The organism is Spartobacteria bacterium UBA695 (genome assembly GCA_002298145.1).
Taxonomy (GTDB): Bacteria; Verrucomicrobiota; Verrucomicrobiia; order Chthoniobacterales; family Chthoniobacteraceae; genus UBA695.
The window spans coordinates 218,083-237,529 of record DBMP01000013.1; the positions used below are offsets into that span (position 1 = coordinate 218,083).

The window sequence follows — 19,447 nt, forward strand, 5'->3', positions numbered from 1 at the left end:
CTGCCCAAGGAAACCACGATGATCAAGTTTTTTGAACGCCAGCGGCTCGTCAAGAAAGGGCTCGCGACCCCCAAAAAACGGCGCCGCCGCTCGACCAACGAAATCGTGCAACTCCTGGAAGAGGGCTTCCTGCCCAAATTCCTGATATTCGTCGCCTTTGCAGGCGGCCTCGCCGTCATCTTTTTGACCGGCAACCAGCCCCAGGGCATGGAGAAATTCCTGACCAGCCTCCTCCTGACCCTCACCGCGCTCGGGAACCTCTGGATGAGCCATCCGCGCATTTTCGGTCGCAATAGTCGGCTCGTCCTCATCTTCGGCATCTTCTTCGCCCACCTGACCATCATCAAAACGCTCCTTACGCTGACCCGCAGCGGCGTGCCCGATGTCTACTTTGGGCCCCTCCTGATCCCCTTTGCCTTCGCCCCGCTGGTCCTCGCGGTCCTGCTCGGGCGCAACATTGGCATCTTCGCCACCCTCTTTGTCAGCTTGTGGGGCGGCATCCTCGTCAACGGCCTCGCCCCCAAGAGCCTGACCCCCGCCATCTTCACCGTCATCAGCCTGATCAGCGGCTTTGTCGCCGTCTTTATCACCCGGGAAGTCCGCAAGCGCAGCCGCCTCATCCGGGCGGGCCTCGGCGTCGGCGTGGTCACATGGGCCCTGGCTCTGGTCTACGGGCTCATTGGGCCCATTCTTCCTGAGCTTTGGGGCAACACCGACAAGCTCATGCTCGTCTACGAAAGCCTGGTCGTCGTCGGCTGCGGCCTCCTGACCTCCATCTTGGTGAGCGGCACCCTGCCGATCCTGGAAAACGCCTTTGGCATCACCACCGACATCTCGTGGCTCGAAGCCGCCGACCTCAACCACCCGCTCCTCAAGCGGATGACCATCGAGGCCCCCGGCACCTACCACCACAGCCTCGTTGTCGCCGCCCTGGCCGAAGCCGCCGCCGAAGCCATTGGCGTCAACCCGACCCGAGCCCGCGTCTGCGCCTACTTTCACGACATCGGCAAACTCGTGAAGCCGGATTATTTTTCCGAAAACACCACCTCCGAGAGCAACCCGCACAACGAGCTCACCCCGACCATGAGCGCGCTCATCATCCTGGCGCACGTCAAAGAGGGCGTCGACCTCGGCCTCAAGCATAACCTCAAGAAGGAAATCATCGACACCATCGCCCAGCACCACGGCACCACGCTCGTATGGTACTTCTACAAGCGGGCTCTCCAGCAGCAAGAAGACGCGCGGGCGGGCGGCAAGATCATGAACATCCGCGAGGACGACATCCCCGAAGTGCGCGAAGAGAGCTTCCGCTACTCCGGCCCGCTGCCGCAATCGAAAGAATGCGCCATCATCTCGCTGGCCGACTCCGTCGAGAGCGCCTCGCGCAGCCTGGAGAAAGTAACCCCGCAGAAGATAGAGCAAATGATTCGCGACATCATGGAGCAGCGCATCCGCGACGGCCAGCTCGGCGACTGCGACCTGAACCTGCGCGAACTAAAGACCATCGTCGGCAGCTTCAAGTCCACCTTACTGAGCATGTTACACAGCCGCGTAGCATATCCCAAAGAAACGCCGAAGCCCGCGGCCATGCCCGAGATGCGCACCTCGGAACAGCGTAGCAGCGCACAGCTCCCACCAGTTTCCGCCGCATAGGCGCGAAAACAGCAGAGCAAATCGGCTCCTCTGTCTTTAAGGGGGGAGTCCGAAGGACGAGCCCCGTGCAATCACTCGGGGCATTTCCGTTTTTGGAGTCAGAAACGGCTGCAACAGATCCTCAGAGAGAATAAGATAAGGCGGGAACGGGAATCGAACCCGTGAATAGAGGTTTTGCAGACCTCTGCCTTACCACTTGGCTATCCCGCCGTATTCCGAGGCGTTGGCGTCGGAAATGGAGTGAAAATGTGCCGGACCTGCCCGCAAGTTGCAATGGTTTTGTTCAAAAAGTTGTCCCTCCATGCCGGGATGCGCACATTTTGCCCCCCGCTTGCGTAGACTTGGGTAGAAACTTCTTCCCCCATGGAGGACCTTGTTTATGCGTGGTTTGATTCGTTTGCTTGCCGTTGGTGTGGCGCTTTATGGCGGGGTGGCTTTTGGCCGCTCTTCTTTTTCCGGTCTCTTTGAACGCCGGGAGCCAAAGGTGGTGGTGGTGGATAAGTCGACTCAGACGCTCCGGGCGATGGAGGGGAATCAGGTGGTGATGTCCAGCCGGGTGAGTACGGGCCGCCGAGGCCGCGAGACGCCGGATGGTCGCTTCCGGGTGCAATCGAAGTCGGCGATGCACTACTCGAAGCTCTACAACAATGCGCCGATGCCCTACAGCGTTCAGTTTGCCGGGAATTACTTCATTCACGGCTTCTCTTCGGTGCCCAGTTACCCGGCCTCCCATGGCTGCATCCGGGTGCCGCTCAATGGGGAGGCCCAGGCGTTCTATAACTGGGTGAGCGTGGGGACGCCGGTGGTGGTGACGGGTCAGTGGGGGCGCTGATGCTCTAGCCCCGCGTGTTGTTGCGGGAATTGTCGCGGGGGCGCGGGTACCAGGTGGCGCGGTCCAGCGGGACGCGTGCCTGGGCCCCATCGGCCTGGAGCTTGGCGAGCAGGGTCTGGTAGATGGCCAGTTCGCCGCTGGCGAAGCGGTAGGCTGACCCGGCCATGTAGACTCGCCAGGTGCGGTAGACCGGTTCGCTGATGTAGCGGAGCGCCTCGGCGTGGTGGGCCTCCAGCCGCCGCACCCAGTGGCGCAGGGTCAGGGTGTAGTGTTCGCGGAGGTTCTCGACGTCGCGGATTTCGAAGCCCGCCGGTTCCGCGGAACGGTTCATTTCGGTAAGCGGGAAGAGGTCGCCGTCGGGAAAGACGTAGCGTTCGATGAAGGAGTCGCTGTGCTGTTCGCCGGGGACGGCTCCGGTGCCGATGCCGTGGTTGAGGAAGAGGCCGCCGGGCTTGAGGAGGCGGTGGGCGCTCTGGAAGTAGAGGGGGAGGTTTTTGCGGCCGACGTGCTCTACCATGCCGACGCTGACGACGGCGTCGAATTCGCCCCGCTCGGGGGCTTGGCGGTAATCCTGGAGGCGCACTTCCACCTGGTCATCGAGGCCCTGGGCGCGGATTTGCTCGCGGGCGTACTCGGCCTGGCATTCGCTAAGCGTGATGCCCGTGGCGCGGACTCCGTAGTGGCGCGCGGCGTGTAGGATGAGGCCGCCCCAGCCGCAGCCGATGTCCATGAGGCGGTCGCCGGGTTTGAGGCCGAGTTTGCGGCAGATGGTGTCGAGTTTGTGGCGCTGGGCGAGGTCGAGGTCGTCGCCGGGGCGCTGGAAGTAGGCGCAGGAGTAGACGCGGGCGGCGTCGAGCCAGAGGCCGTAGAAGTCGTTGGAGAGGTCGTAGTGGAACTGGACGGCATGCCGGTCGCGCTCCAGGGTGTGTTCGGCGTCCTGGAGGTCCGCGCGGCGCGGGTCCTTCGCGCCTGGCTGGCGGGCGGGGAGCTGCCAGAGCTGACCGGCGATGGCTAGTTTTTTGGACCAGCCTTGCGTCTGGGCGCGGACGATTTCGGCGAGTTCAAAGGCCGCCTCGATGTCGCCTTCGATGTCGAAGTCGTTCCTGAGGTACGCTTCGCCCAGGGCTGCCTCGGAGTTGGCCAGGAACATTTCGCGCAGGGCGCCGGGGTGTTGGAGCACCACGGTGGCGGCGGCGGCGGTGTTTCCCGAAGCGTTTGGGGGCCAGGGGCTCCCGTCCCAGAGCCGGATGCTGACTTGCCGGAGCGGGGTGACTCCAAACAGTTTTTCCAATATCCCGAGGGTGAGCTCCCGGGGATCCGTTTCCTCTTTGCCAAATATTTTCATGCTGAGATATCTCCTAAATCGCAGCAGGGACGTATGCAGAGCAGTGCGATGCGGGCCTGCGCTGAAAACGGTTTGACCGATCCGGGGATTCTACGCCGGATCGGTCTGGCAAAAAAGCAACTTTTTCCCGGAGCGCGCCTTAGGCGACGCCGATCAGGATGCCTGATAGGAACACCAGGAGCCCGCCGATGACCACCTGGAAGGCGGCCTGGAGGAAGGGGGTGTCCATGTAGCGGTTGCGGATGTAGCTGATGGCGAAGAGCTCGGCGACGACGACGGCCATGGCCACGGTGGTGGCGAGCTGGAAGTTCGGGATCAAGTACGGCAGGGTGTGGCCGATGCCGCCTAGGGTGGTCATGAGGCCGCAGACGAGGCCGCGCAGGAAGGGTTTGCCGCGCCCGGTCAGCGAGCCGTCGTCGGAGAGTGCCTCGGCGAAGCCCATCGAGATGCCCGCGCCGACGCTGGCGGCGAGGCCGACGATGAAGGCATCGTGCGGGTTCTTGGTGGCAAAGGCGGCGGCGAACAGCGGGGCCAAGGTGGAGACGGACCCGTCCATGAGGCCCGCCAGGCCGGGCTGGATGATCTGGAGGACGAAGAGGCGGTGGCCCGCGCGCTCTTCTTCTGCTTTGACGTCTTCGGTGAGCTGTTCCTTCTGGATGCGCGCGGCGCTGGCTTCGTGGCGGCGCTCGGCCTCGGCGAGGTCGATGAGCATTTTGCGCGTTCCGGCGTCGGTCACGTTCTTGGCGGCGCTTTCATAGAAACGGTAGGTTTCCATTTCCATGATTTCCGCCTGTTTGCGCACGGTGGCGATGCCCAGCGGGCGGGAGAGCCAGACGGGTTTGCGGCTGACGAACCCGCGGACGTCCTCGCGGCGGATGAGCGGGATGTGGTCGCCGAAGCGGCGGCGGTATTCCTCGGTGAGCGTCCGGCGGTGGCCGCTCTCTTCGGCGGCCATTAGCTCGAAGGTTTTGGCCGTGGCGGGGTAGGTTTCCTTAAGGCCCTGGGCGAAGTCGGCGTAGATGCGGCCATCGGTTTCCTCAAGGGAAATGGCGAGGGCCAATATTTCCTGTTCGGTGAGTTCTTTAAAGTTCTTGGCCATGGATCGGAAGTGGATACGGAGTTTTCCTGATTGTGACGCGGAATAAACCCTGCTGCAACTCTCAAGTCTAGTTTTACAGAGGGAGCGGGCTTGCAAAGGGGCGGCCTCCGGTGAAGCATGGGCGGATTCATGAAGCTGGTTTTATTTGGCCTGGTTTTGGCCCTTGCGGGAGGTGCTTGGCCTGCTTGGTCGGCCGAGGAGGGGCTTTTTGGCGTCTTGCAGCTCCGGCCGGAGCATGCGGCGGAGGGGCGTGCGATGGGGCTGAATGTCGCGGTGCTGGCGGTGGCGTGGGATCGTTTTGAACCGCGCGCGGGGGAGTTTGACGCGGGCTATATTGCGCAGCTCGCGGCCCAGAAAAGCGCTTTCAGGCGGGCGGGGTACCGGCTCCAGCTGGACCCCGGCATCCAATACGCCCCGGTATGGGTGGCGGCGCTGCCCCAGGGGCGGTACCGGAACCAGTATGGGGAGGAGTTTGCCGGGGGCGGCCCCGGGGAACGGCTGCCGAATGTGGTGTTTAACGCTCAAGTGCGCGCGCGGATCGCCGTCTATTTTCACGAGCTTTTCCGGCAGCTTGGCTCGGACTGGGATTTTGTGCGGCTCGGAGGGGGGAAGTTTGGGGAGCTCAACTACCCTCGGCCCCGCCAGGGCAGCCATGGCAATTGCTATTGGGCCTTTGACGACCTGGCCCAGGGCAAAGCGCCCGGGCTGCCGGAGGCGATCCCGCCGTGCCCCGTGCCGGGCTGGGTGCCGGGGACGCCGTCTGAAAATCACCAATCCGCCGCCCGGTTCGCCGAGTGGTATCTCAACGCATTGAATGCGTATCAGGACTGGCAGATTGCCACTGTGCGCCGGGACTTTTCTGGCGAGGTCTGCCTGCTTTATGGGTCGTGGGGGATTCGCCCCGGGGAGCTCCCGGCGGCCATCGCGGGCGACCTCGGGGGCGCAACGCCGCCGGAGCACAATGGCGAGATCCAGCAAGGCTATGACTGGGCGCGCATGATCGGCGGCATTACCGACTCGCGCGCCATCGTTTATTGCACCTGGATTGACGGAACGCTGCAAAATCGCGAACTAGGGGACGACACGGTCTCCGATCCCCTTCGCTGGAGCCCCGTTCACTGGCAGGCCAGCCTGGCGCGCCAGAACCCGCTCCACCCAAGGGTCTGGGGCGAAAACACCGGCCAGAATGACCTCAAGACGCTGCGCCTGGTGTTCGAGCAGATCCGGCGCTACGACCTGATGGGGGTGCTATGGGCTTTTGATAGCGATTTGCGGGCGGACCCCAACCCCCGGGGCTGGGCGACCTGGGCCGACCTCGCAGCGGCTATCGCGGAGCGGCAGCAACTGGTGGAACGGGCTGCGCCTGGGGTGTCCCAATCCGCCCCCACGGGACGAGCACCGGCGACTGGCGGCAGCGGGAGCGGAATGCGGTGATGCCGTGCGCCTGAGCCAGCAGGGAGTCTGTTAGCACGTCATCCGGCGTGCCCGCGGCGATGATCTCCCCCTCGTGCATCACGAGCACCCGGCCGCAGAAACGCGCGGCCATACCGAGATCGTGCAGCACGACCAGCACGCCCCGGCTTTCGGAGGCGAGCTGCCGGAGCATCTCCATGAGCTGGAGCTGGTGGTAGGGATCGAGCCCGGCGGCCGGTTCGTCGATCAAGAGCAGCGCGGGGTCGCCCGCCAGGGCCCGGGCCAGCATGACGCGCGCCCGTTCGCCGCCGGAGAGCTCGGTGACCACGCGGTCGCGCAAATGGAGGGCGTCCACGGCGTCGAGGGCTTTGGAGATCTGCGCGCGGTCCAGCTCCCGAGAGCCGCCCCGGAAGGGGAGCCGCCCCAGGGCCACGACGCGGTCGGCGGTCAGCGGCCACTGGCATTCCGCCGCCTGGGGCAGGTAGGCCATGGTCTGGGCTATCTGGCGCGGAGTGTGGGCGTCGAGGGGCTTGCCGGAGAGGAGCAGGCGGCCCGACTCCAGCGGGATCAGCCCCGCCAGCGCGCGCAGCAGCGTCGATTTGCCCGAACCATTCGCGCCAATCAGGCCGACGACTTCGCCCCGGCCCAGGGTAAGCGTGGCCTCGTGGACGATGCGCCGGTGGGCGAGCGAGACGTTGAGTTGTTGGGCTTGGAGCATTTTAGAAAAGGCTGCGACGGGTGCGGATCAAGAGCAAGATGAAAACGGGTGCGCCGACGAGCGCCGTTACCACGCCCACTTTAAGCTCCTGACCCGTGGGCACGAGGCGCACGATCAGGTCGGCCCAGAGGAGCAGGAGCGCCCCGCCGAGCGTGCTCACGGGGAGTAGGTGCCCGGGGTCGCCTTTGACAAACTGACGCAGCAAGTGCGGCACCATCAGGCCCACGAAGCCGATGCAGCCAGTGACCGAAACTGCCGCGCCCACCGCCAGCGAGGCCCCTGCGATGACGCGCAGGCGCACCCGCTCGGTGCGGAAGCCGAGGCTGCGGGCGGTGTCCTCGCCAAGGCTCAGGGCCCGCAGGGCGTTGCCGCAGCCGAGCATCATGGCGGAGCCGACGACGATGAGCGGAAAGGCCAGGCCCACGTGGGTCAGGCTGCGGTTGGCCAGCGACCCAAGGAGCCAGAATACGATCTCCATGCCCGCGTAGGGGTTTGGGGAGAAATTAAGCACCAGCGAGGTAAAGGCCCCGCAGACGGAGGTGACGGCCACGCCCGCGAGGATCAGGTTCTGGATCGAGCCATTACGCCCCGCCAGCGTGCAGACCAGCAGCACGGCGGCGAACGCCCCGACGATTCCCCCGAGCGGCATGGCGTAGGAGATCACCCCGCCGAGCCCGCAATAAAACGCGGCTACGGCCCCGAGGCCCGCTCCTGCCGAAACGCCGAGCAGGCCCGGCTCGACGAGCGGATTGCGCAAGAGCCCCTGCATCGTCGCCCCGGCCAGGCCCAGGCTGCCGCCCACCAGCAGCGCCAGGAGCAGGCGCGGTAGGCGGATTTCCCAGAGCACCATGCGGATGAGCGGATCGCCCTGGCCGAGCGCCGCTTCCCAGAGCTGGCGCGGGGGGATCGCCGCGTTGCCTACGCAGAGCGAGTAAAAGGAGGAGATGAGAAGGAGCAGGCCCAATACGGTCGTCAGCCCCAGGCGGGATCGGTTCATTGCGGTAAATATTGCTGGAGCTTCTCGGCCAATTCAAGGTTGGCCGGGTCGGGCGAGGCGAGGTGGACAAACGAGACGGAGGTGACCTGGGCGCCCAGCTTGGTAAAGAGGAGTTGCACGGGGAAGTTCTGCGTCTGCGCGGGCCGGGCCTCGCGGTAGCGGGTGAGGATCAGGAGCTGGGGCCGGGCCATGAGGACGGCTTCGAGCGGGGCCGAGGCGCCCACGCCGGGGCTAAAGCGGCTCCCGAGGTTGCGAAAGCCCGCCGCTTCGAGCAGCGCGTTGGAGAAGGTCTTGGCCCCGGGGGTGAAGCCGTCCTGGAAATAGAACATCGCCGCCGGGCGCTTCTCGGGCGGGGGCCGCCGGGCCAGGAGGCGCTCCAGCCGGGCGTCCATCTGGGCGATGAGCGCCTCCGCACGGGCTTGCGCGCCGAGGTCTGCGCCGGTCTGGCGGATGAGGGCGCGCAGTTCGTCAAAATCATTGGGAATGCCCAGCTCGATGACGCGCACGCCGCGTTCTTTAAGAGCAAGGGCCGCCGCTTTCATGCTGTAGGCGGCCATGAGGACGACGTCGGGGCGCAGCATGGCAAGCTCTTCAGCTCCGCCGCTGGTGAGCGGGATGCCCCGGGCCTGTTCGGCGTGGACGGAGATGTCCGGATCGGTGGCGAGGTGGCTCAAGGCCACGATTTGCTCACGGGGAACGAGCTCCAGCAGCAACTGATCGCCCTGGACGCAGAGGGAGGCGAATTTCAGCGGTTTCTGTGCGGCTGATTGGGAGGCTGCTTCATCGGCTCCGAGCGAGCCAAACGCGAAAACGAGCCCAAGCGCCGCCACGACCGCCAGCAAGGGCGGGTGGAAAGAGCGGCGCGGTAAATTCATGGGAACCTGTAATAGTTTTGTGAAAAGAGCCGTTTGTAAAGCCTCGTTCCCAGCCGGTTAAATCCGGGAACGAGGCGTTTTTAAAAGGACGGCTTGGGCTCCACCCCAAAACCGCCTTCCATGAAGAACCGGCTAGAAGGTCACTTGCAGGCCTCCGTAGTAGGTGCGCCCGAGGGCCGGGTAGCCGAGCACCGGCTGGTAATCCTGGTTGGCCAGGTTTTCAACGCGCGCCGTGAAGGCGAGGTGATCGTTGAACTGGTATTTGGCGTAGGCCCGAAGAACGGTGTAGTCGGGCGCATGGACGACTTTGCTGTAGGTTGGCGAGGCGAAGTTCCAGTCGCTGTCCTGCCGGTCGGCGTAGATCTGCGCGCCGCCGCCGAGGGTTAGTTTTCCCTTCGGCAGCGCGAACGTGTAGTTCGTATCCAGTGTGATCATGTGGCGCGGAATGCGCGGGCTGCGCGTGATGCCGGCGTCAGAGGTTTGTGTGCTATCGGTGTAGGTGTAGGCCGCCATGGCGTTCCATCCTTCGGCTAGCTTGACCTTGGCGGAAACCTCGACACCTTGGGTTTCGCGCGAATTGTGGTTGATGTAATACCAGGTGTAGCTGGTCGGGTAGACGGCATCGATGACGTTGTGCGTGTTGGTGTGGAAGAAGGTCGCCCCGAGGGTCAGGTAGTCATGGAAAAGGTACTGATCCGCCCCGACGTTCCAGTTGCGCGAGCGCTCGGGGGCGAGACTGGCGACATTCATGGTTCGGTTGGTAAGGATGTTGTAGAAGCCCGGTTCCTTGAACGAGGTGCCGTAGCTGGCGCGCAGCTTGGTGTGGGTCGGCTCGAAGAAGTAGGCTAGGCCGCTCCGGTAGGTCCAGGCGTCGCCAGCCAGTTCAAAGTGGTCGTAGCGGCCACCGGCGGTGAGCGTCAGATTTTTGACGATCTCCCACTGGTCCTGGAGGTAAACGGCCTCCCGGGTTTCGGACTCGTAGGAGGCAGAGTAAGCCTCCTCGTGCCCGGTCTCGTCATTCGCTGTGAACCCCGCGACTAGTTTGTTGGCGTCGGTGATTTGGAAGGTGTTTTGCCAATCGAGGCTGTAGAGGGCGGATTCGTAGGAGTTCCGGTACGCCCAGAGAGGGTCATCGTAAACGTAACGCTCCTGGTAGGTGCCGAGGGTCAGTTTGGATTCCCAGAAGTCGGTCGCCTTCAAGTCGATGTAGCTCGAAACCACCGTGGTGTTGACCTCGACTCGGGCGGTCGGGTCGTTGGTGTAGATGTCGCCCGGTTCGTGGTATTCGCCGGACTGGGTGCGCACGGTAGCGCCGATGGTCAGCTTGTCGGAAACGGTGTAATCGAGCCGCGCGGAGGCGTGGTCAACGTGCAGGTCGTTGTTGACCCGCTCGTTCTGCGAGTCTTCGTGGCCATAGTTGAAGGAGTAATCGAGGCGGCCGAGGCTGCCCGCGCTGGTGATGCCTTCGCGGAAGGAGTCGTGGCTGCCTCCTTCGAAGTAAACCATGCTTGTGGGGGTGCCGCTGCCGCGCCGGGTCTGGAGGGAGACGACGCCGCCGATAGCCTCCGAACCGTAGAGCGCGCTGCCCGCACCGCGAAGGATTTCGATGTCGTCGAGATTGACGCTGGAGGAGAGGTCAAGGAAGGGGGAGCCGCCATGGTCCAGCATTGCGGTGGAGGCCTTGACGCCGTCTACCAGGAGCAGCGTATCCACGGGGCGACTGCCCCAGATGGAGACCGAGGACATGCCGCCGGGAACGCCGCTGGAGTAGGCATCGACGCCGGGCGAAAGCGCGACGGCTTGCACGGCGGTGGTGATCTGCGAGGTCTGAATTTCCTCGCCGGTGATCTTGGTGTAAGGGCTGGTGACGTGCGCCGCGGTTTCGTCGGTGCGCGTGGCGGTGACGACGACTTCGTCGAGCAGCGTGGAGCGGCTGGTGCCGGAGGTGGCGGCGGTGCCGGATGCGGCGGGAGCTGCGGTCTGGGCCAGCGCCGGGGAGGCGAGGCATACGGCGGCCAGCCACGGCAGAAGCGACGTGGAGAGGACCGTTTTACGGGCGGTTTTGCGGGTCATGTTGTTGGTTGTTTTTAGGTTTTCCTTGCGTGCTGAGGGAACCCTCCGGGTGGCGTGAAAAAGGCCTAAAAAAACCCCCACGCCCCGAAGAGGGCGCAGAGGCAAAACGTCCAACAGTGAACCTGCCGGGAAATGCTTCCTTTTCCCTCATCCTGTCTACGGCGAGACAGAAGCCGCGCACGGGAGAGGGCTGATTCATTTTTTTGTTGATGAAAAAACCTTCCCCTGAAGCGGCCTGATGAGCACGAAAAAGCAGGTCTTCTGGCTCCGGGATCGTCCTACTTTGCTTCTCCTTTCCGTTAAGCTTTCGCTTGGACAGTGGATTCGCCTCCTTTTTTAGAAGGCGTGAAGCTTTCGTCACCCGTTACAGCGGCGCTACCGCATGGGCATTTCACCCATTTCCCTATTCTCCCCTTTCGGGGCACTTTTTCGCGTTAATCAAGACTTCTGGACCAGAGGACCGTTGCCTCCCGCGTCAAAACGCAAGAGACGGCCCACGGCTTTCAAAGAACTGCCCTCATGGTTTCCCGGATGGGGCTCTTGTGTCAAGCCGAAGAAAAAACGGCCTGGATCACCCATAGGCAACCCAGGCCGAAAATCCTTTGCGCTTTTTGCGCCTTTTTGCGGCTAAATCTTTAGCAGATGAGCTTTTCGGCGATCTGCACCGCGTTGAGCGCCGCCCCCTTGAGGAGCTGGTCGCCCGCGACCCAGAAGGCGAGGCCGTTCTCCAGGGCACAGTCGAGCCGGATGCGGCCCACCTGGCAGTCGTCCGTCTCGGCGCAGTTGAGCGGCAGCGGGTACTCGTTCTTGGCCGGGTCGTCCACGAGCTTGAGCCCCGGGACCCCCGTGAGGACCTTACGGGCCTCTTCCACGGAGACGGGCCGCTCGAACTCGGCGTTGACCGAGATGGAGTGCGCCCGGAAGACCGGCACGCGCACGCAGGTGACCGACGCAGTGAACGCGGGCAGGTGCATGATGCGCCGGGCCTCGTTCTGCATCTTCATCTCCTCCTTCGTGTAGCCGGAATCGAGGAACACGTCCACGTGCGGCAGCACATTGAAGGCGATCTGGTGCGGGTAAACGTTCTTTTCCACCGGGCGGCCGGTGACGATGGCTTCCACCTGGGCCTTCAGCTCGGCGAGGGCCTGGGCGCCCGTGCCGGAGACGGCTTGGTAGCTGGAGGCGATCACGCGCTTGACGCCGAAGGCCTTGTGCAGCGGGTAGAGGGCCATCAGCGTAATGGCCGTGGTGCAGTTTGGGTTGGCCAGGATGCCTTTGTGCAGCTTGACGTCGTCGCCGTTGATCTCGGGCACGACGAGGGGCACATCCGGGTTCATGCGGAATTCGGAGGAGTTATCCACCACTACCGCACCTGCCTTTACGGCGAAGGGAGCGAACTTGCGGGAAATCCCCGCGCCCGCGCTGAAGAGGGCGATATCCACCCCCTTGAACGAGTCTTCCGTCAGCTCCTCCACCGTCACGGTAGTCCCATTGAACGGAAGCGTTTTGCCCGCGGAACGGGCAGAGGCTAAGAGGACCAGCTTCCCAACGGGAAATTGGCGGCGTTCGAGGACTTTGATCATTTCCACGCCGACAGCGCCAGTGGCGCCGACGATCGCGACGGTGTAGTTACGGTTCATGTTTGGTGTGTTGGACTTTAACTGAAAAGTCCCCCATGCTATCTTACAACTCACCCAAGATGCAATCTTTCCCACGCAAAATCCGGGTTGATGTGGCCAATCAACAGTTGGAGGTCGCTGAATTAGCCGATGGCGGCGAGGTCATCCTGGCTCGTTTTCCGGTTTCGACCTCCCGTTTTGGCCTTGGTTCCGAGCCGGGCAGCAACCGTACGCCTCTGGGGCGTTTCGTGGTGGATGAAAAGTTCGGCGACGGCGCGGCGCTGGGGACGGTTTTCGAAAGCCGCCAACCGACGGGCGAGGTCGCCGCCTTTGAATCGCCGGAGGACCCGCGCGACCGCATCACCACGCGCATTCTCTGGCTCTCGGGCCAGGAACCGCACAACGCCAACACCAAAGAGCGCTACGTTTACATCCACGGGACCAACCACGAGGAGTCGATCGGCGAGCCGCAAAGCCATGGCTGCGTGCGGATGCGCAATGCCGACGTGGCGCGGCTCTACGAGTTGGTGGAGCGCGGCGCGGAAGTGGTCATCGAGGCGTGAAAAAATAGCCGCAAAAAGGCGCAAGGGGGCTCAAAAACAGAACCACGGTGAAGCCTTTCTCCCAGGGCTCGGCAGTCCCGTGTCTTTTATTTTGCGCTTTTTGCGCCTTTTTGCGGCTAACTTTTTTCAGCTCTGGGCCAGACGCGCCCCAAGCTCGAAGGCCCGTTCGCAGTCCCGGGGAAAGACCGTTTCGCGCCGGTGGGCCTTGGCCGAAACGTCGAACATCGGGGCCACGTATTTCGCGTAGTCGTCGAACTGGGTCATGTCGTTGGCCGTGATGAATTCCGATTTCCCAAACACCCGCTCCAGGAACATCTGGTTGATGCCGAAAATCTGCCCGTAATCCATCAGCTTCATCCGCTCCTCGTCGACCCCCATCGTGTAAATGAAGGCGGTGGAGATGGTCTTGGGGAAAAGGGTGGGGCGCTCCTTGTCGTAGACGTAGTAGGGAAAGATCAGGCGCTCAAAAAACGAGTGCGTTTCGCCGTTGATGGACCCCAGGTAGATCGGGGAGCCGATGAGAAGCACGTCGGCGTTTTTTACTTTTTCCAGCACCGGCGTCAGCTCGTCTTTCAGGCCGCATTGGCCGTAGCTGCGGCCGCCGTCGCGTTTGCACTGGAAGCAGCTCGCGCAGCCTTTGTAGGTGTAGTCGTAAAGGTGGATGATCTCCGTCTCAGCGCCCTGCGAGGCCGCCCCTTCGAGCGCTTTATTGAGCAGCGTGGCGGTGTTCCAGTTCTTCCGGGGGCTCCCGTTGAAGGCGAGGGCTTTCATGGTTGGTTCTCCCAGCGCTGGGCGATGTCGAGGGCGTCTTCGAGCGTTTTCTCGATTTTTTTCAGATCCCGGCGGCGGCCCTTCTGGGGGTTGACGTCGAGCATCCGCAGCAGGCCCGTGATGTCGCGCAGGTCGCGGGTCTGGGCCTCCCCGGCGGCACCGAGGCGGGCTTCGAGTTGCTCCAAATCCGTCTCGACCGCGGCGGCGTAGCGGTCTAGGGTGGTCTTGAAAAGACGGCGCAAGGCGTCCACTTCTTCGAGCGCCGATTTGATGGGAGAGGCTGGCCTTTTCATATATAATCCGTGCCGTCAAAACGGCGTGGGTTAAGTGAAAGGCCACAATGCCTTTGATGCAATGTTGAAATTGAACCCCAAGAGCCAGAGTGTCGAACCGGAAGCCACGGCTTTCCGCTGGTTGCCCACGGGCGCGCAGGGCCTGGAGGCGATGCTGGCGCTCATTGCCGGGGCAGCCCGGACGGTGGCTTTGGAGATGTATATTTTCTCGCCCGGGGCGCTGGCGGAACGTTTCCGCGATGCGCTCATCGCCGCCCGGCAGCGGGGGGTGCGGGTGCAGATTTTGCTCGATGCCTTTGGCTCGCTCTCGCTGCCCGCCCATTTCTGGCGGCCGCTCATCCGGCTCGGAGGCGAAGTGCGCTGGTTTAATCCTTTCCGCGCAGCGCAGCGCTACGGGCGGCGCAACCACCGGAAGCTGCTCGTGGCCGATGGGCAACGGGCGATCATCGGCGGCTTCAACATCGGTAAGGAATACGACGGCGACGGTGTTACCAAAGGCTGGCGCGACCTCGGGGTGCACCTCGATGGGCCGCTCGCCGCCGCCCTGGAGAGCAGCTTCACCGAAATGTACGCCCGGGCCGATGAGCCGACCTTCCGCCGCCGCCTGCGCCAGCTGCGCCGCCTCCACCTGGGCCCGGAGAGGTCGGTTTCCGCCGGGGTCTGGACGCTCCTTTTAAGCGAGCCGGGCCGCGGGCACCGGGCCTTCAAGCGCTCGCTTTTGGACGACCTGGCCCAGGCCCGCGACGTGGTCATTATCTGCGCCTACTTTGTCCCCACCTTGCGCTTGCGGCGGGCGCTGATGCGGGTGGCCCGGCGCGGGGGGCGCGTGCGGCTGATCCTGGCCGGGCACAGCGATGTGGAGGCCGCCCGGCTGGCCAGCCGCAGCCTTTACGCCCGGCTGATGAAGGCCGGGGTGGAGATTTACGAGTACCAGCCGCAGATCCTCCACGCCAAGCTGGTTGTCATCGACGGCGTGGTCTATGCCGGGAGCGCCAATCTCGACGCCCGCAGCCTCAACATCAACCACGAGCTCATGATTCGCGTGGCCGATCCCGCCTTTGCCGCCGGGGCGCGGAACCTCTTCCTGGGGGATCTGGGCCACTCGCGTAAGATCGACCCGGAAACGTGGAAAAGCTCGCGCGGCCTGCTCACCCGGCTCATCGAAAAGGCGGCCTACTTCCTGGTCGTGCGCATCGACCCTCACTTCACCAGCCTCTTCTGGCGGGCCCGCGCCTGGGAGGTGTGGGGGCGGGGGAAGAACAGACGCGGAGACGGGGAGACGCGGAGACATAAAGACATGCCTTGAGTGGGGCGTGCGCGTGACGGGCCTGTTTTCAGTGTTGAACTCTGGCGCGCCCCGGGGCATCATCCGGCTCCATGCCAAAAGAAGAGGGTATCCAAACCGAAGGCACGGTCGTCGATGTTTTGCCCGGAACGATGTTTCGTGTCAAACTCCCCAACGGTGCCGAGGTGCTGGCGCACATTTCAGGCAAGATGCGCAAAAACTTCATCCGCATTGTCCCCGGCGACAAAGTGACCGTCGAGCTCTCGCCCTATGACCTCTCCAAGGCACGGATCACTTTCCGTGAAAGATAGCCATGATTATTGATTCCCTCGCCAACGCCGCCGATTACGCCACCTTAAGCCCGCTTTTCGCCAAGGGCTTTGCATACCTCCGCAACTTTGATCCCTCCACGCCCGATGGCAAATACGAGATCGACGGTACCCAAGTCTACGCCGCCGTACAGCGCTACACGACCGCGCCGGAGGCCCAGAAGGCTTGGGAAGCCCACCGGGTTTACGCCGATATCCAGTACATCGTCTCGGGCCGCGAAAAGATCCTCTACGCGCCGGTGACGGAGCTGCAATCCGCAGTCTCGGTACCCTACAACGACGCGAAGGACGTTGAAAAATATGCGGATTGCGTGAAAAACGCAGTTTCGACAGTCATCCCTGCCGGGTCATTCGGCATCTACCTGCCGCAGGACGGCCACAAGCCGGGCTGTTTCGTGGACGCGCCGGAGCCGGTGGTGAAGGTCGTCGTCAAAGTGCGGGTGCGCTAGAAAAGCTCAAGGCTGCCAGCCCGCCGTTCCCGGCATTCACACGCACCGGCCGCCCCCGGCCCGAAAACAAAACGGGGGGGTATGCGCCGCGTTGTCAGATCTGAATTGCTCGACCATCTCCCGGCTTCCAATCCGCAGGCGGCTCGGGCGAGGGTGGATTTGCGGCGCATCAACCGGATTTTGCGTCACCCCGGGATCATCAACCGGGCCTACGCCAGCCACTTCGACATGGCCGCCGCACGCCTGCGACCGCTGCGCCTCTGCGACCTGGGTGCGGGCGACGGCTGGCTAATGCTGCAACTGGCCCGGCTCTGGGCGGACCGGGGCGTGAGGGCGGACGCCGAGCTCATCGACCTGCACTACCTCCTCTCCGAGGCGACCCGGCGCGAACTCGTCTCGCTTAACTGGACGGTGACGCTGGTGGCCATGGACGTCTGGATGTGGCTCAACCACCGCATGGCGGAGCGGGCTGACCTGACGATTTCCAACCTCTTTTTGCACCATTTTTCGGATTCGGACTTGCGGACGATGTTCCGGAAAATCGCGCCCCGCACGGAGTGCTTCATCGCGTGCGAGCCGCGCCGGAACCCGGCGGCGTTGGCCGTGGCCCAGGCCTTGTGGCTTACCGGCTGCAACCCCGTGACCCGGCACGACGCCCCGCTGAGCGTCCAGGGCGGGTTCGAGGGGACGGAGCTCTCCGAGCTTTGGCCCGAGCGCCAGCGCTGGCTCATCACCGAGGGCCCGGCGGGCTGGTTTACCCACTGCTTCGTGGCCCGGCGGGTGCGGGAGCCGTGAAGGCGTTGGAATTTTTTATTCTCACGCAAAGCCGCATAGGCGCAAAGATGGGAACGGCTTGCCTTTGTCTTTTTTTGCGCCTTTGCGGCTTTGCGTGAGCCTACTGCCTTTTTTAATTCCTGCGGCCAACTCTTATCCTATTACTGCGCCGCCGCGGGCCGGAATGCTGCGTCAATCCGCTCCACGCCGCCGCGAGGGCCCGGGATCGGCTGGGCCTCGGCGGTTTCCACTCCGGGCTGGGCCGGGTAGGGGAAGAGGGGCAGTTCCAGGACGACTTTCCCGTCCACCACGCGCCGCCCGCTCATCCGCTCAGGCGCGGTGTCTTTCTCTCGCCAGGAGATCACGCGGGAGAGCAGCTCGGGGTGCTGATTGACCCCTGGGCCGTCCCCGCCGTGGGCCATCCCGGGAACGAGGTAGAGGCGGCAGAACGCCTGCGTTTTCTCCAGGCTCCCGAAGTGCTCGGCGACCCGCTCGTAGTAGTCGAGGATCGCATGGTAGGGGACGCACGAATCCGCCGCGCCCGCTTGCAGGATGAGCTTGCCGCCGCGTTTTTCAAAGGCGCTCAAGTCGGGGTTCTCCGCGTTGAGGTAAGGCCCGAGCTGGGCGGTGTAGGTGTCGATATCCTCGCCGAAGTTGATCGTCATGAGGTCCTTTTTCGCGCCGAAGACCCAGTGGAAAAGGTAGAGATTCCCGCGTGCCGGGTCGAACGTGCTGCCCAGGGGGATGCCGTTGAAAATGCGCTTGCCCGTGACGGCGTGCCGGGGGCCCTCGAAGAGCTTCCGGAGCGCTTCGGCGTGGGCGTCGGTTAGCGTCGGGTCCTTTTGCCTGGCCAGCGCGATGGCGGCCTCGGTTTCGCGGGTTGTGCACCGGGGATCGGAAATGAAAAGCCCGGCGATGGCCTTGGGCTCCCGGCTGGCCAGGACCTCGTTGCCCGCCGCGATGACGGCCTTTTCCTGGCTCTCCGAGAAGGGGCAGCGGGTGAGGATCTGGTGGTTCCACAGGAAATAGGCGTGGAGCGGTGTGCGGGAGAGCGCGGGGACGTCGGCGGCGATGCCGTCGTAATCCTCCGGGTAGCGCTGGGCCTCCTGTACCCCCTGCTGGCCGCCGGTGGAGCCGCCTGAAAAATAGGAGTAATCTGGCGCTCTGCCGTAAAATGCCTGGATGGCCTGCTTGGCGGCGAGCGTCATCAAGTGCGTGGCGCGGAAGCCGAAATCCTTCCACACCTCCGGGTTCCCGTTACCGGAATCGGGGGCGGGCGCGGTGCCCATGTCGGTCGTCGCCACGGCGAAACCTTTGACGATGGAGCCGCCGAAGAACGGGTTGATGTGGCCCGCCGCACCGCCATTGCCCAGGCCCAGGAAGCGGCCATTCCATTGCCCGGCGTCTGGCAGCCAGAGCTCGACGTTGATCTTCGAACCGTTCGCCGGGGTGAGGACCATCTTGACGACCGTGCGCGGCGGAAGGTGCTCCAAGGTTTTGCCGTCCGAGGCGGTGAGGGTCGGGTTGGTTTCCCGTTCGCAAAAGGTGATCTGGCCGTTGTCGATATTCATTTTTCCGAGGGTTGAGGAGCCGGGCTCTGGCGCTGCCGCGAAAGCCGCCGCTGTCAGGGCTGCAAAGAGGGTTCCCGTAATGAAACTGTGGGGGGATGGCATAGACTAAAGGAGGGCTATTTCCCGAGAGGCCGGGTGACGTTTGCGCCTTCCGGCGGCGCAAATTCGAAGGTCGAGGCGGGGAGCGGGTCGCGCTTGGTGGCGGTGTAGTTGGTCACGACGAGGTCGCCCTTGGGGAGCGTCAATTCTGTGCGGCGCACGTCGAGGTCCTTCCCCAGGACCACCGTGAGCTGGGCCACGATGCGCTTTAAGTTGCCCCGCTTGGGCGTGAGCAGGATGCTGTAGCCGCCGTCCTCGGCAGGGGTGATCTCCAGCTGGTAAAACTCCTCCACGCGGGAGAAATTGAGCCCGGCGGTGAGCGCGGCCAGGGCGTCGTCGAAGATTGCTTTTTTGCCCAGCGTGTACTGCTCGGCTTCCTTGAAGTTCGGGTAATAGAGCCAGAGCTCCCGGCCGTTGCTGATGGTCAGGCTCGGGTTGGAGCCGGTCAGCTCGCGGCGGAATTTATTGGGGATCTGGAAGGCGATGTGGCCCGAGCTGGAGAGTGGCTTTTTCAGCAGGCGCGAGTTGCGCTCTTCGGAGAAATTCGCCTGGAAGGAGGGGTATTTTTCGTGGAGGGCCTGAAGGCGGCCGAGGAGCGCGGCGCGTTCGGGAGGGGTGAGGGGAGCTGCGGCGCGAACGGGCAACCCCAGGGCCAGGGCGGCGAGGACGAGACAGAGGAATTGTTTCAT

General features: G+C 63.7%; 19 protein-coding genes, 1 tRNA gene and 1 riboswitch. Of the genes, 8 read left to right on the plus strand and 12 right to left on the minus strand.

Annotated features, from left to right (window positions below; all coding sequences use genetic code 11):
* The first annotated feature begins 18 nt into the window (after positions 1-18).
* Entirely contained in the window at positions 19-1,653 is a 1,635-nt protein-coding gene (locus tag B2828_RS07205; RefSeq protein WP_479633028.1) for an HD family phosphohydrolase, read from the plus strand.
* A gap of 138 nt (positions 1,654-1,791) precedes the next feature.
* Here the strand turns inward: B2828_RS07205 and B2828_RS07210 are convergent.
* Positions 1,792-1,863: transfer RNA gene (locus B2828_RS07210), tRNA-Cys, on the minus strand.
* A gap of 169 nt (positions 1,864-2,032) precedes the next feature.
* On the opposite strand from B2828_RS07210, the gene B2828_RS07215 reads away from it, so the two are divergent.
* Entirely contained in the window at positions 2,033-2,485 is a 453-nt protein-coding gene (locus B2828_RS07215) for a L,D-transpeptidase (protein ID WP_479633029.1), read from the plus strand.
* A 4-nt stretch (positions 2,486-2,489) separates the two neighbouring features.
* Here B2828_RS07215 and B2828_RS07220 read toward each other — a convergent pair whose 3' ends face one another.
* Positions 2,490-3,830 carry a class I SAM-dependent methyltransferase gene (locus B2828_RS07220; RefSeq protein ID WP_479633030.1) on the minus strand — a complete coding sequence of 447 codons (1,341 nt, stop codon included), beginning with the start codon at positions 3,828-3,830 and terminating at the stop codon, positions 2,490-2,492.
* Positions 3,831-3,969: 139 nt separating this feature from the next.
* A complete protein-coding gene (gene mbfA, locus B2828_RS07225; protein ID WP_479633032.1) occupies positions 3,970-4,929 on the minus strand; it encodes an iron exporter MbfA in 960 nt (319 codons plus the stop codon).
* A 129-nt stretch (positions 4,930-5,058) separates the two neighbouring features.
* Between mbfA and B2828_RS07230 the strand changes: the two genes are divergently transcribed.
* Positions 5,059-6,363: a hypothetical protein gene (locus B2828_RS07230; RefSeq protein ID WP_479633033.1), complete on the plus strand. Its 1,305-nt coding sequence runs from the start codon at positions 5,059-5,061 to the stop codon at positions 6,361-6,363.
* Here B2828_RS07230 and B2828_RS07235 read toward each other — a convergent pair.
* The 5 genes from B2828_RS07235 to B2828_RS07255 form a co-directional block, all read right to left on the minus strand.
* Positions 6,254-7,060 carry an ABC transporter ATP-binding protein gene (locus B2828_RS07235; protein ID WP_479633034.1) on the minus strand — a complete coding sequence of 269 codons (807 nt, stop codon included), beginning with the start codon at positions 7,058-7,060 and terminating at the stop codon, positions 6,254-6,256. The two genes, B2828_RS07230 and B2828_RS07235, sit on opposite strands and share 110 nt — an antisense overlap.
* A gap of 1 nt (position 7,061) precedes the next feature.
* Entirely contained in the window at positions 7,062-8,057 is a 996-nt protein-coding gene (locus B2828_RS07240; protein WP_479633035.1) for a FecCD family ABC transporter permease, read from the minus strand.
* Complete coding sequence (locus B2828_RS07245) at positions 8,054-8,932, minus strand: ABC transporter substrate-binding protein (RefSeq protein WP_479633036.1); 879 nt, start codon at positions 8,930-8,932, stop codon at positions 8,054-8,056. The genes B2828_RS07240 and B2828_RS07245 overlap by 4 nt, the downstream gene beginning before the upstream one ends.
* 132 nt (positions 8,933-9,064) lie before the next feature.
* Positions 9,065-11,005, minus strand: a complete 1,941-nt coding sequence (locus tag B2828_RS07250) for a TonB-dependent receptor plug domain-containing protein (RefSeq protein WP_479633037.1) — start codon at positions 11,003-11,005, stop codon at positions 9,065-9,067.
* Between the two features lie 234 nt (positions 11,006-11,239).
* A riboswitch (cobalamin riboswitch) is annotated at positions 11,240-11,449 on the minus strand.
* A 191-nt stretch (positions 11,450-11,640) separates the two neighbouring features.
* A complete protein-coding gene (locus B2828_RS07255) occupies positions 11,641-12,645 on the minus strand; it encodes an aspartate-semialdehyde dehydrogenase (RefSeq protein ID WP_479633038.1) in 1,005 nt (334 codons plus the stop codon).
* 59 nt (positions 12,646-12,704) lie between these two features.
* Between B2828_RS07255 and B2828_RS07260 the strand changes: the two genes are divergently transcribed.
* Positions 12,705-13,187, plus strand: coding sequence for a L,D-transpeptidase family protein (locus B2828_RS07260; protein ID WP_479633039.1), 483 nt, complete (start codon positions 12,705-12,707; stop codon positions 13,185-13,187).
* Between the two features lie 126 nt (positions 13,188-13,313).
* Here the strand turns inward: B2828_RS07260 and B2828_RS07265 are convergent, their stop codons facing one another.
* Both B2828_RS07265 and B2828_RS07270 read right to left on the minus strand, forming a co-directional pair.
* The gene (locus tag B2828_RS07265) at positions 13,314-13,958 is read right to left on the minus strand and encodes a flavodoxin family protein (RefSeq protein WP_479633040.1); all 645 of its coding nucleotides are present in this window, start codon (positions 13,956-13,958) and stop codon (positions 13,314-13,316) included.
* Positions 13,955-14,251: a hypothetical protein gene (locus tag B2828_RS07270; protein ID WP_479633041.1), complete on the minus strand. Its 297-nt coding sequence runs from the start codon at positions 14,249-14,251 to the stop codon at positions 13,955-13,957. Before B2828_RS07270 ends, B2828_RS07265 begins: the two co-directional genes overlap by 4 nt.
* Positions 14,252-14,312: 61 nt before the next feature.
* Here B2828_RS07270 and B2828_RS07275 point away from each other — a divergent pair, with 61 nt between their 5' ends.
* The 4 genes from B2828_RS07275 (at position 14,313) to B2828_RS07290 (ending at position 17,109) form a co-directional block, all read left to right on the plus strand.
* The gene (locus B2828_RS07275; RefSeq protein WP_479633042.1) at positions 14,313-15,557 is read left to right on the plus strand and encodes a phospholipase D-like domain-containing protein; all 1,245 of its coding nucleotides are present in this window, start codon (positions 14,313-14,315) and stop codon (positions 15,555-15,557) included.
* Between the two features lie 71 nt (positions 15,558-15,628).
* Positions 15,629-15,847 (plus strand): translation initiation factor IF-1, encoded by a 219-nt coding sequence (gene infA, locus B2828_RS07280; protein WP_479633043.1) that lies wholly within the window; start codon positions 15,629-15,631, stop codon positions 15,845-15,847.
* Positions 15,848-15,849: 2 nt separating this feature from the next.
* Positions 15,850-16,314, plus strand: coding sequence for a NanQ anomerase/TabA/YiaL family protein (locus tag B2828_RS07285; RefSeq protein ID WP_479633045.1), 465 nt, complete (start codon positions 15,850-15,852; stop codon positions 16,312-16,314).
* Positions 16,315-16,395: 81 nt separating this feature from the next.
* Positions 16,396-17,109 (plus strand): methyltransferase domain-containing protein, encoded by a 714-nt coding sequence (locus tag B2828_RS07290; protein ID WP_479633046.1) that lies wholly within the window; start codon positions 16,396-16,398, stop codon positions 17,107-17,109.
* A gap of 140 nt (positions 17,110-17,249) precedes the next feature.
* Here B2828_RS07290 and B2828_RS07295 read toward each other — a convergent pair whose 3' ends face one another.
* Together B2828_RS07295 and B2828_RS07300 are read right to left on the minus strand one after the other, a co-directional pair.
* The gene (locus B2828_RS07295; RefSeq protein WP_479633047.1) at positions 17,250-18,761 is read right to left on the minus strand and encodes a tannase/feruloyl esterase family alpha/beta hydrolase; all 1,512 of its coding nucleotides are present in this window, start codon (positions 18,759-18,761) and stop codon (positions 17,250-17,252) included.
* Positions 18,762-18,775: 14 nt separating this feature from the next.
* The gene (locus B2828_RS07300; RefSeq protein ID WP_479633049.1) at positions 18,776-19,447 is read right to left on the minus strand and encodes a LolA family protein; all 672 of its coding nucleotides are present in this window, start codon (positions 19,445-19,447) and stop codon (positions 18,776-18,778) included.

Bases quoted from the DNA above. Each gene is read 5' to 3' on its own strand.
- B2828_RS07300 (WP_479633049.1), bottom strand. From the start codon at position 19,447: ATGAAACAATTCCTCTGTCTCGTCCTCGCCGCCCTGGCCCTGGGGTTG.
- B2828_RS07235 (WP_479633034.1), bottom strand. From the start codon at position 7,060: ATGCTCCAAGCCCAACAACTCAACGTCTCGCTCGCCCACCGGCGCATC.
- B2828_RS07270 (WP_479633041.1), bottom strand. From the start codon at position 14,251: ATGAAAAGGCCAGCCTCTCCCATCAAATCGGCGCTCGAAGAAGTGGAC.
- infA (WP_479633043.1), top strand. From the start codon at position 15,629: ATGCCAAAAGAAGAGGGTATCCAAACCGAAGGCACGGTCGTCGATGTT.
- mbfA (WP_479633032.1), bottom strand. From the start codon at position 4,929: ATGGCCAAGAACTTTAAAGAACTCACCGAACAGGAAATATTGGCCCTC.
- B2828_RS07285 (WP_479633045.1), top strand. From the start codon at position 15,850: ATGATTATTGATTCCCTCGCCAACGCCGCCGATTACGCCACCTTAAGC.
- B2828_RS07205 (WP_479633028.1), top strand. From the start codon at position 19: ATGATCAAGTTTTTTGAACGCCAGCGGCTCGTCAAGAAAGGGCTCGCG.
- B2828_RS07220 (WP_479633030.1), bottom strand. From the start codon at position 3,830: ATGAAAATATTTGGCAAAGAGGAAACGGATCCCCGGGAGCTCACCCTC.
- B2828_RS07290 (WP_479633046.1), top strand. From the start codon at position 16,396: ATGCGCCGCGTTGTCAGATCTGAATTGCTCGACCATCTCCCGGCTTCC.
- B2828_RS07295 (WP_479633047.1), bottom strand. From the start codon at position 18,761: ATGCCATCCCCCCACAGTTTCATTACGGGAACCCTCTTTGCAGCCCTG.
- B2828_RS07245 (WP_479633036.1), bottom strand. From the start codon at position 8,932: ATGAATTTACCGCGCCGCTCTTTCCACCCGCCCTTGCTGGCGGTCGTG.
- B2828_RS07260 (WP_479633039.1), top strand. From the start codon at position 12,705: ATGCAATCTTTCCCACGCAAAATCCGGGTTGATGTGGCCAATCAACAG.
- B2828_RS07240 (WP_479633035.1), bottom strand. From the start codon at position 8,057: ATGAACCGATCCCGCCTGGGGCTGACGACCGTATTGGGCCTGCTCCTT.
- B2828_RS07230 (WP_479633033.1), top strand. From the start codon at position 5,059: ATGAAGCTGGTTTTATTTGGCCTGGTTTTGGCCCTTGCGGGAGGTGCT.
- B2828_RS07265 (WP_479633040.1), bottom strand. From the start codon at position 13,958: ATGAAAGCCCTCGCCTTCAACGGGAGCCCCCGGAAGAACTGGAACACC.
- B2828_RS07255 (WP_479633038.1), bottom strand. From the start codon at position 12,645: ATGAACCGTAACTACACCGTCGCGATCGTCGGCGCCACTGGCGCTGTC.
- B2828_RS07250 (WP_479633037.1), bottom strand. From the start codon at position 11,005: ATGACCCGCAAAACCGCCCGTAAAACGGTCCTCTCCACGTCGCTTCTG.
- B2828_RS07275 (WP_479633042.1), top strand. From the start codon at position 14,313: ATGTTGAAATTGAACCCCAAGAGCCAGAGTGTCGAACCGGAAGCCACG.
- B2828_RS07215 (WP_479633029.1), top strand. From the start codon at position 2,033: ATGCGTGGTTTGATTCGTTTGCTTGCCGTTGGTGTGGCGCTTTATGGC.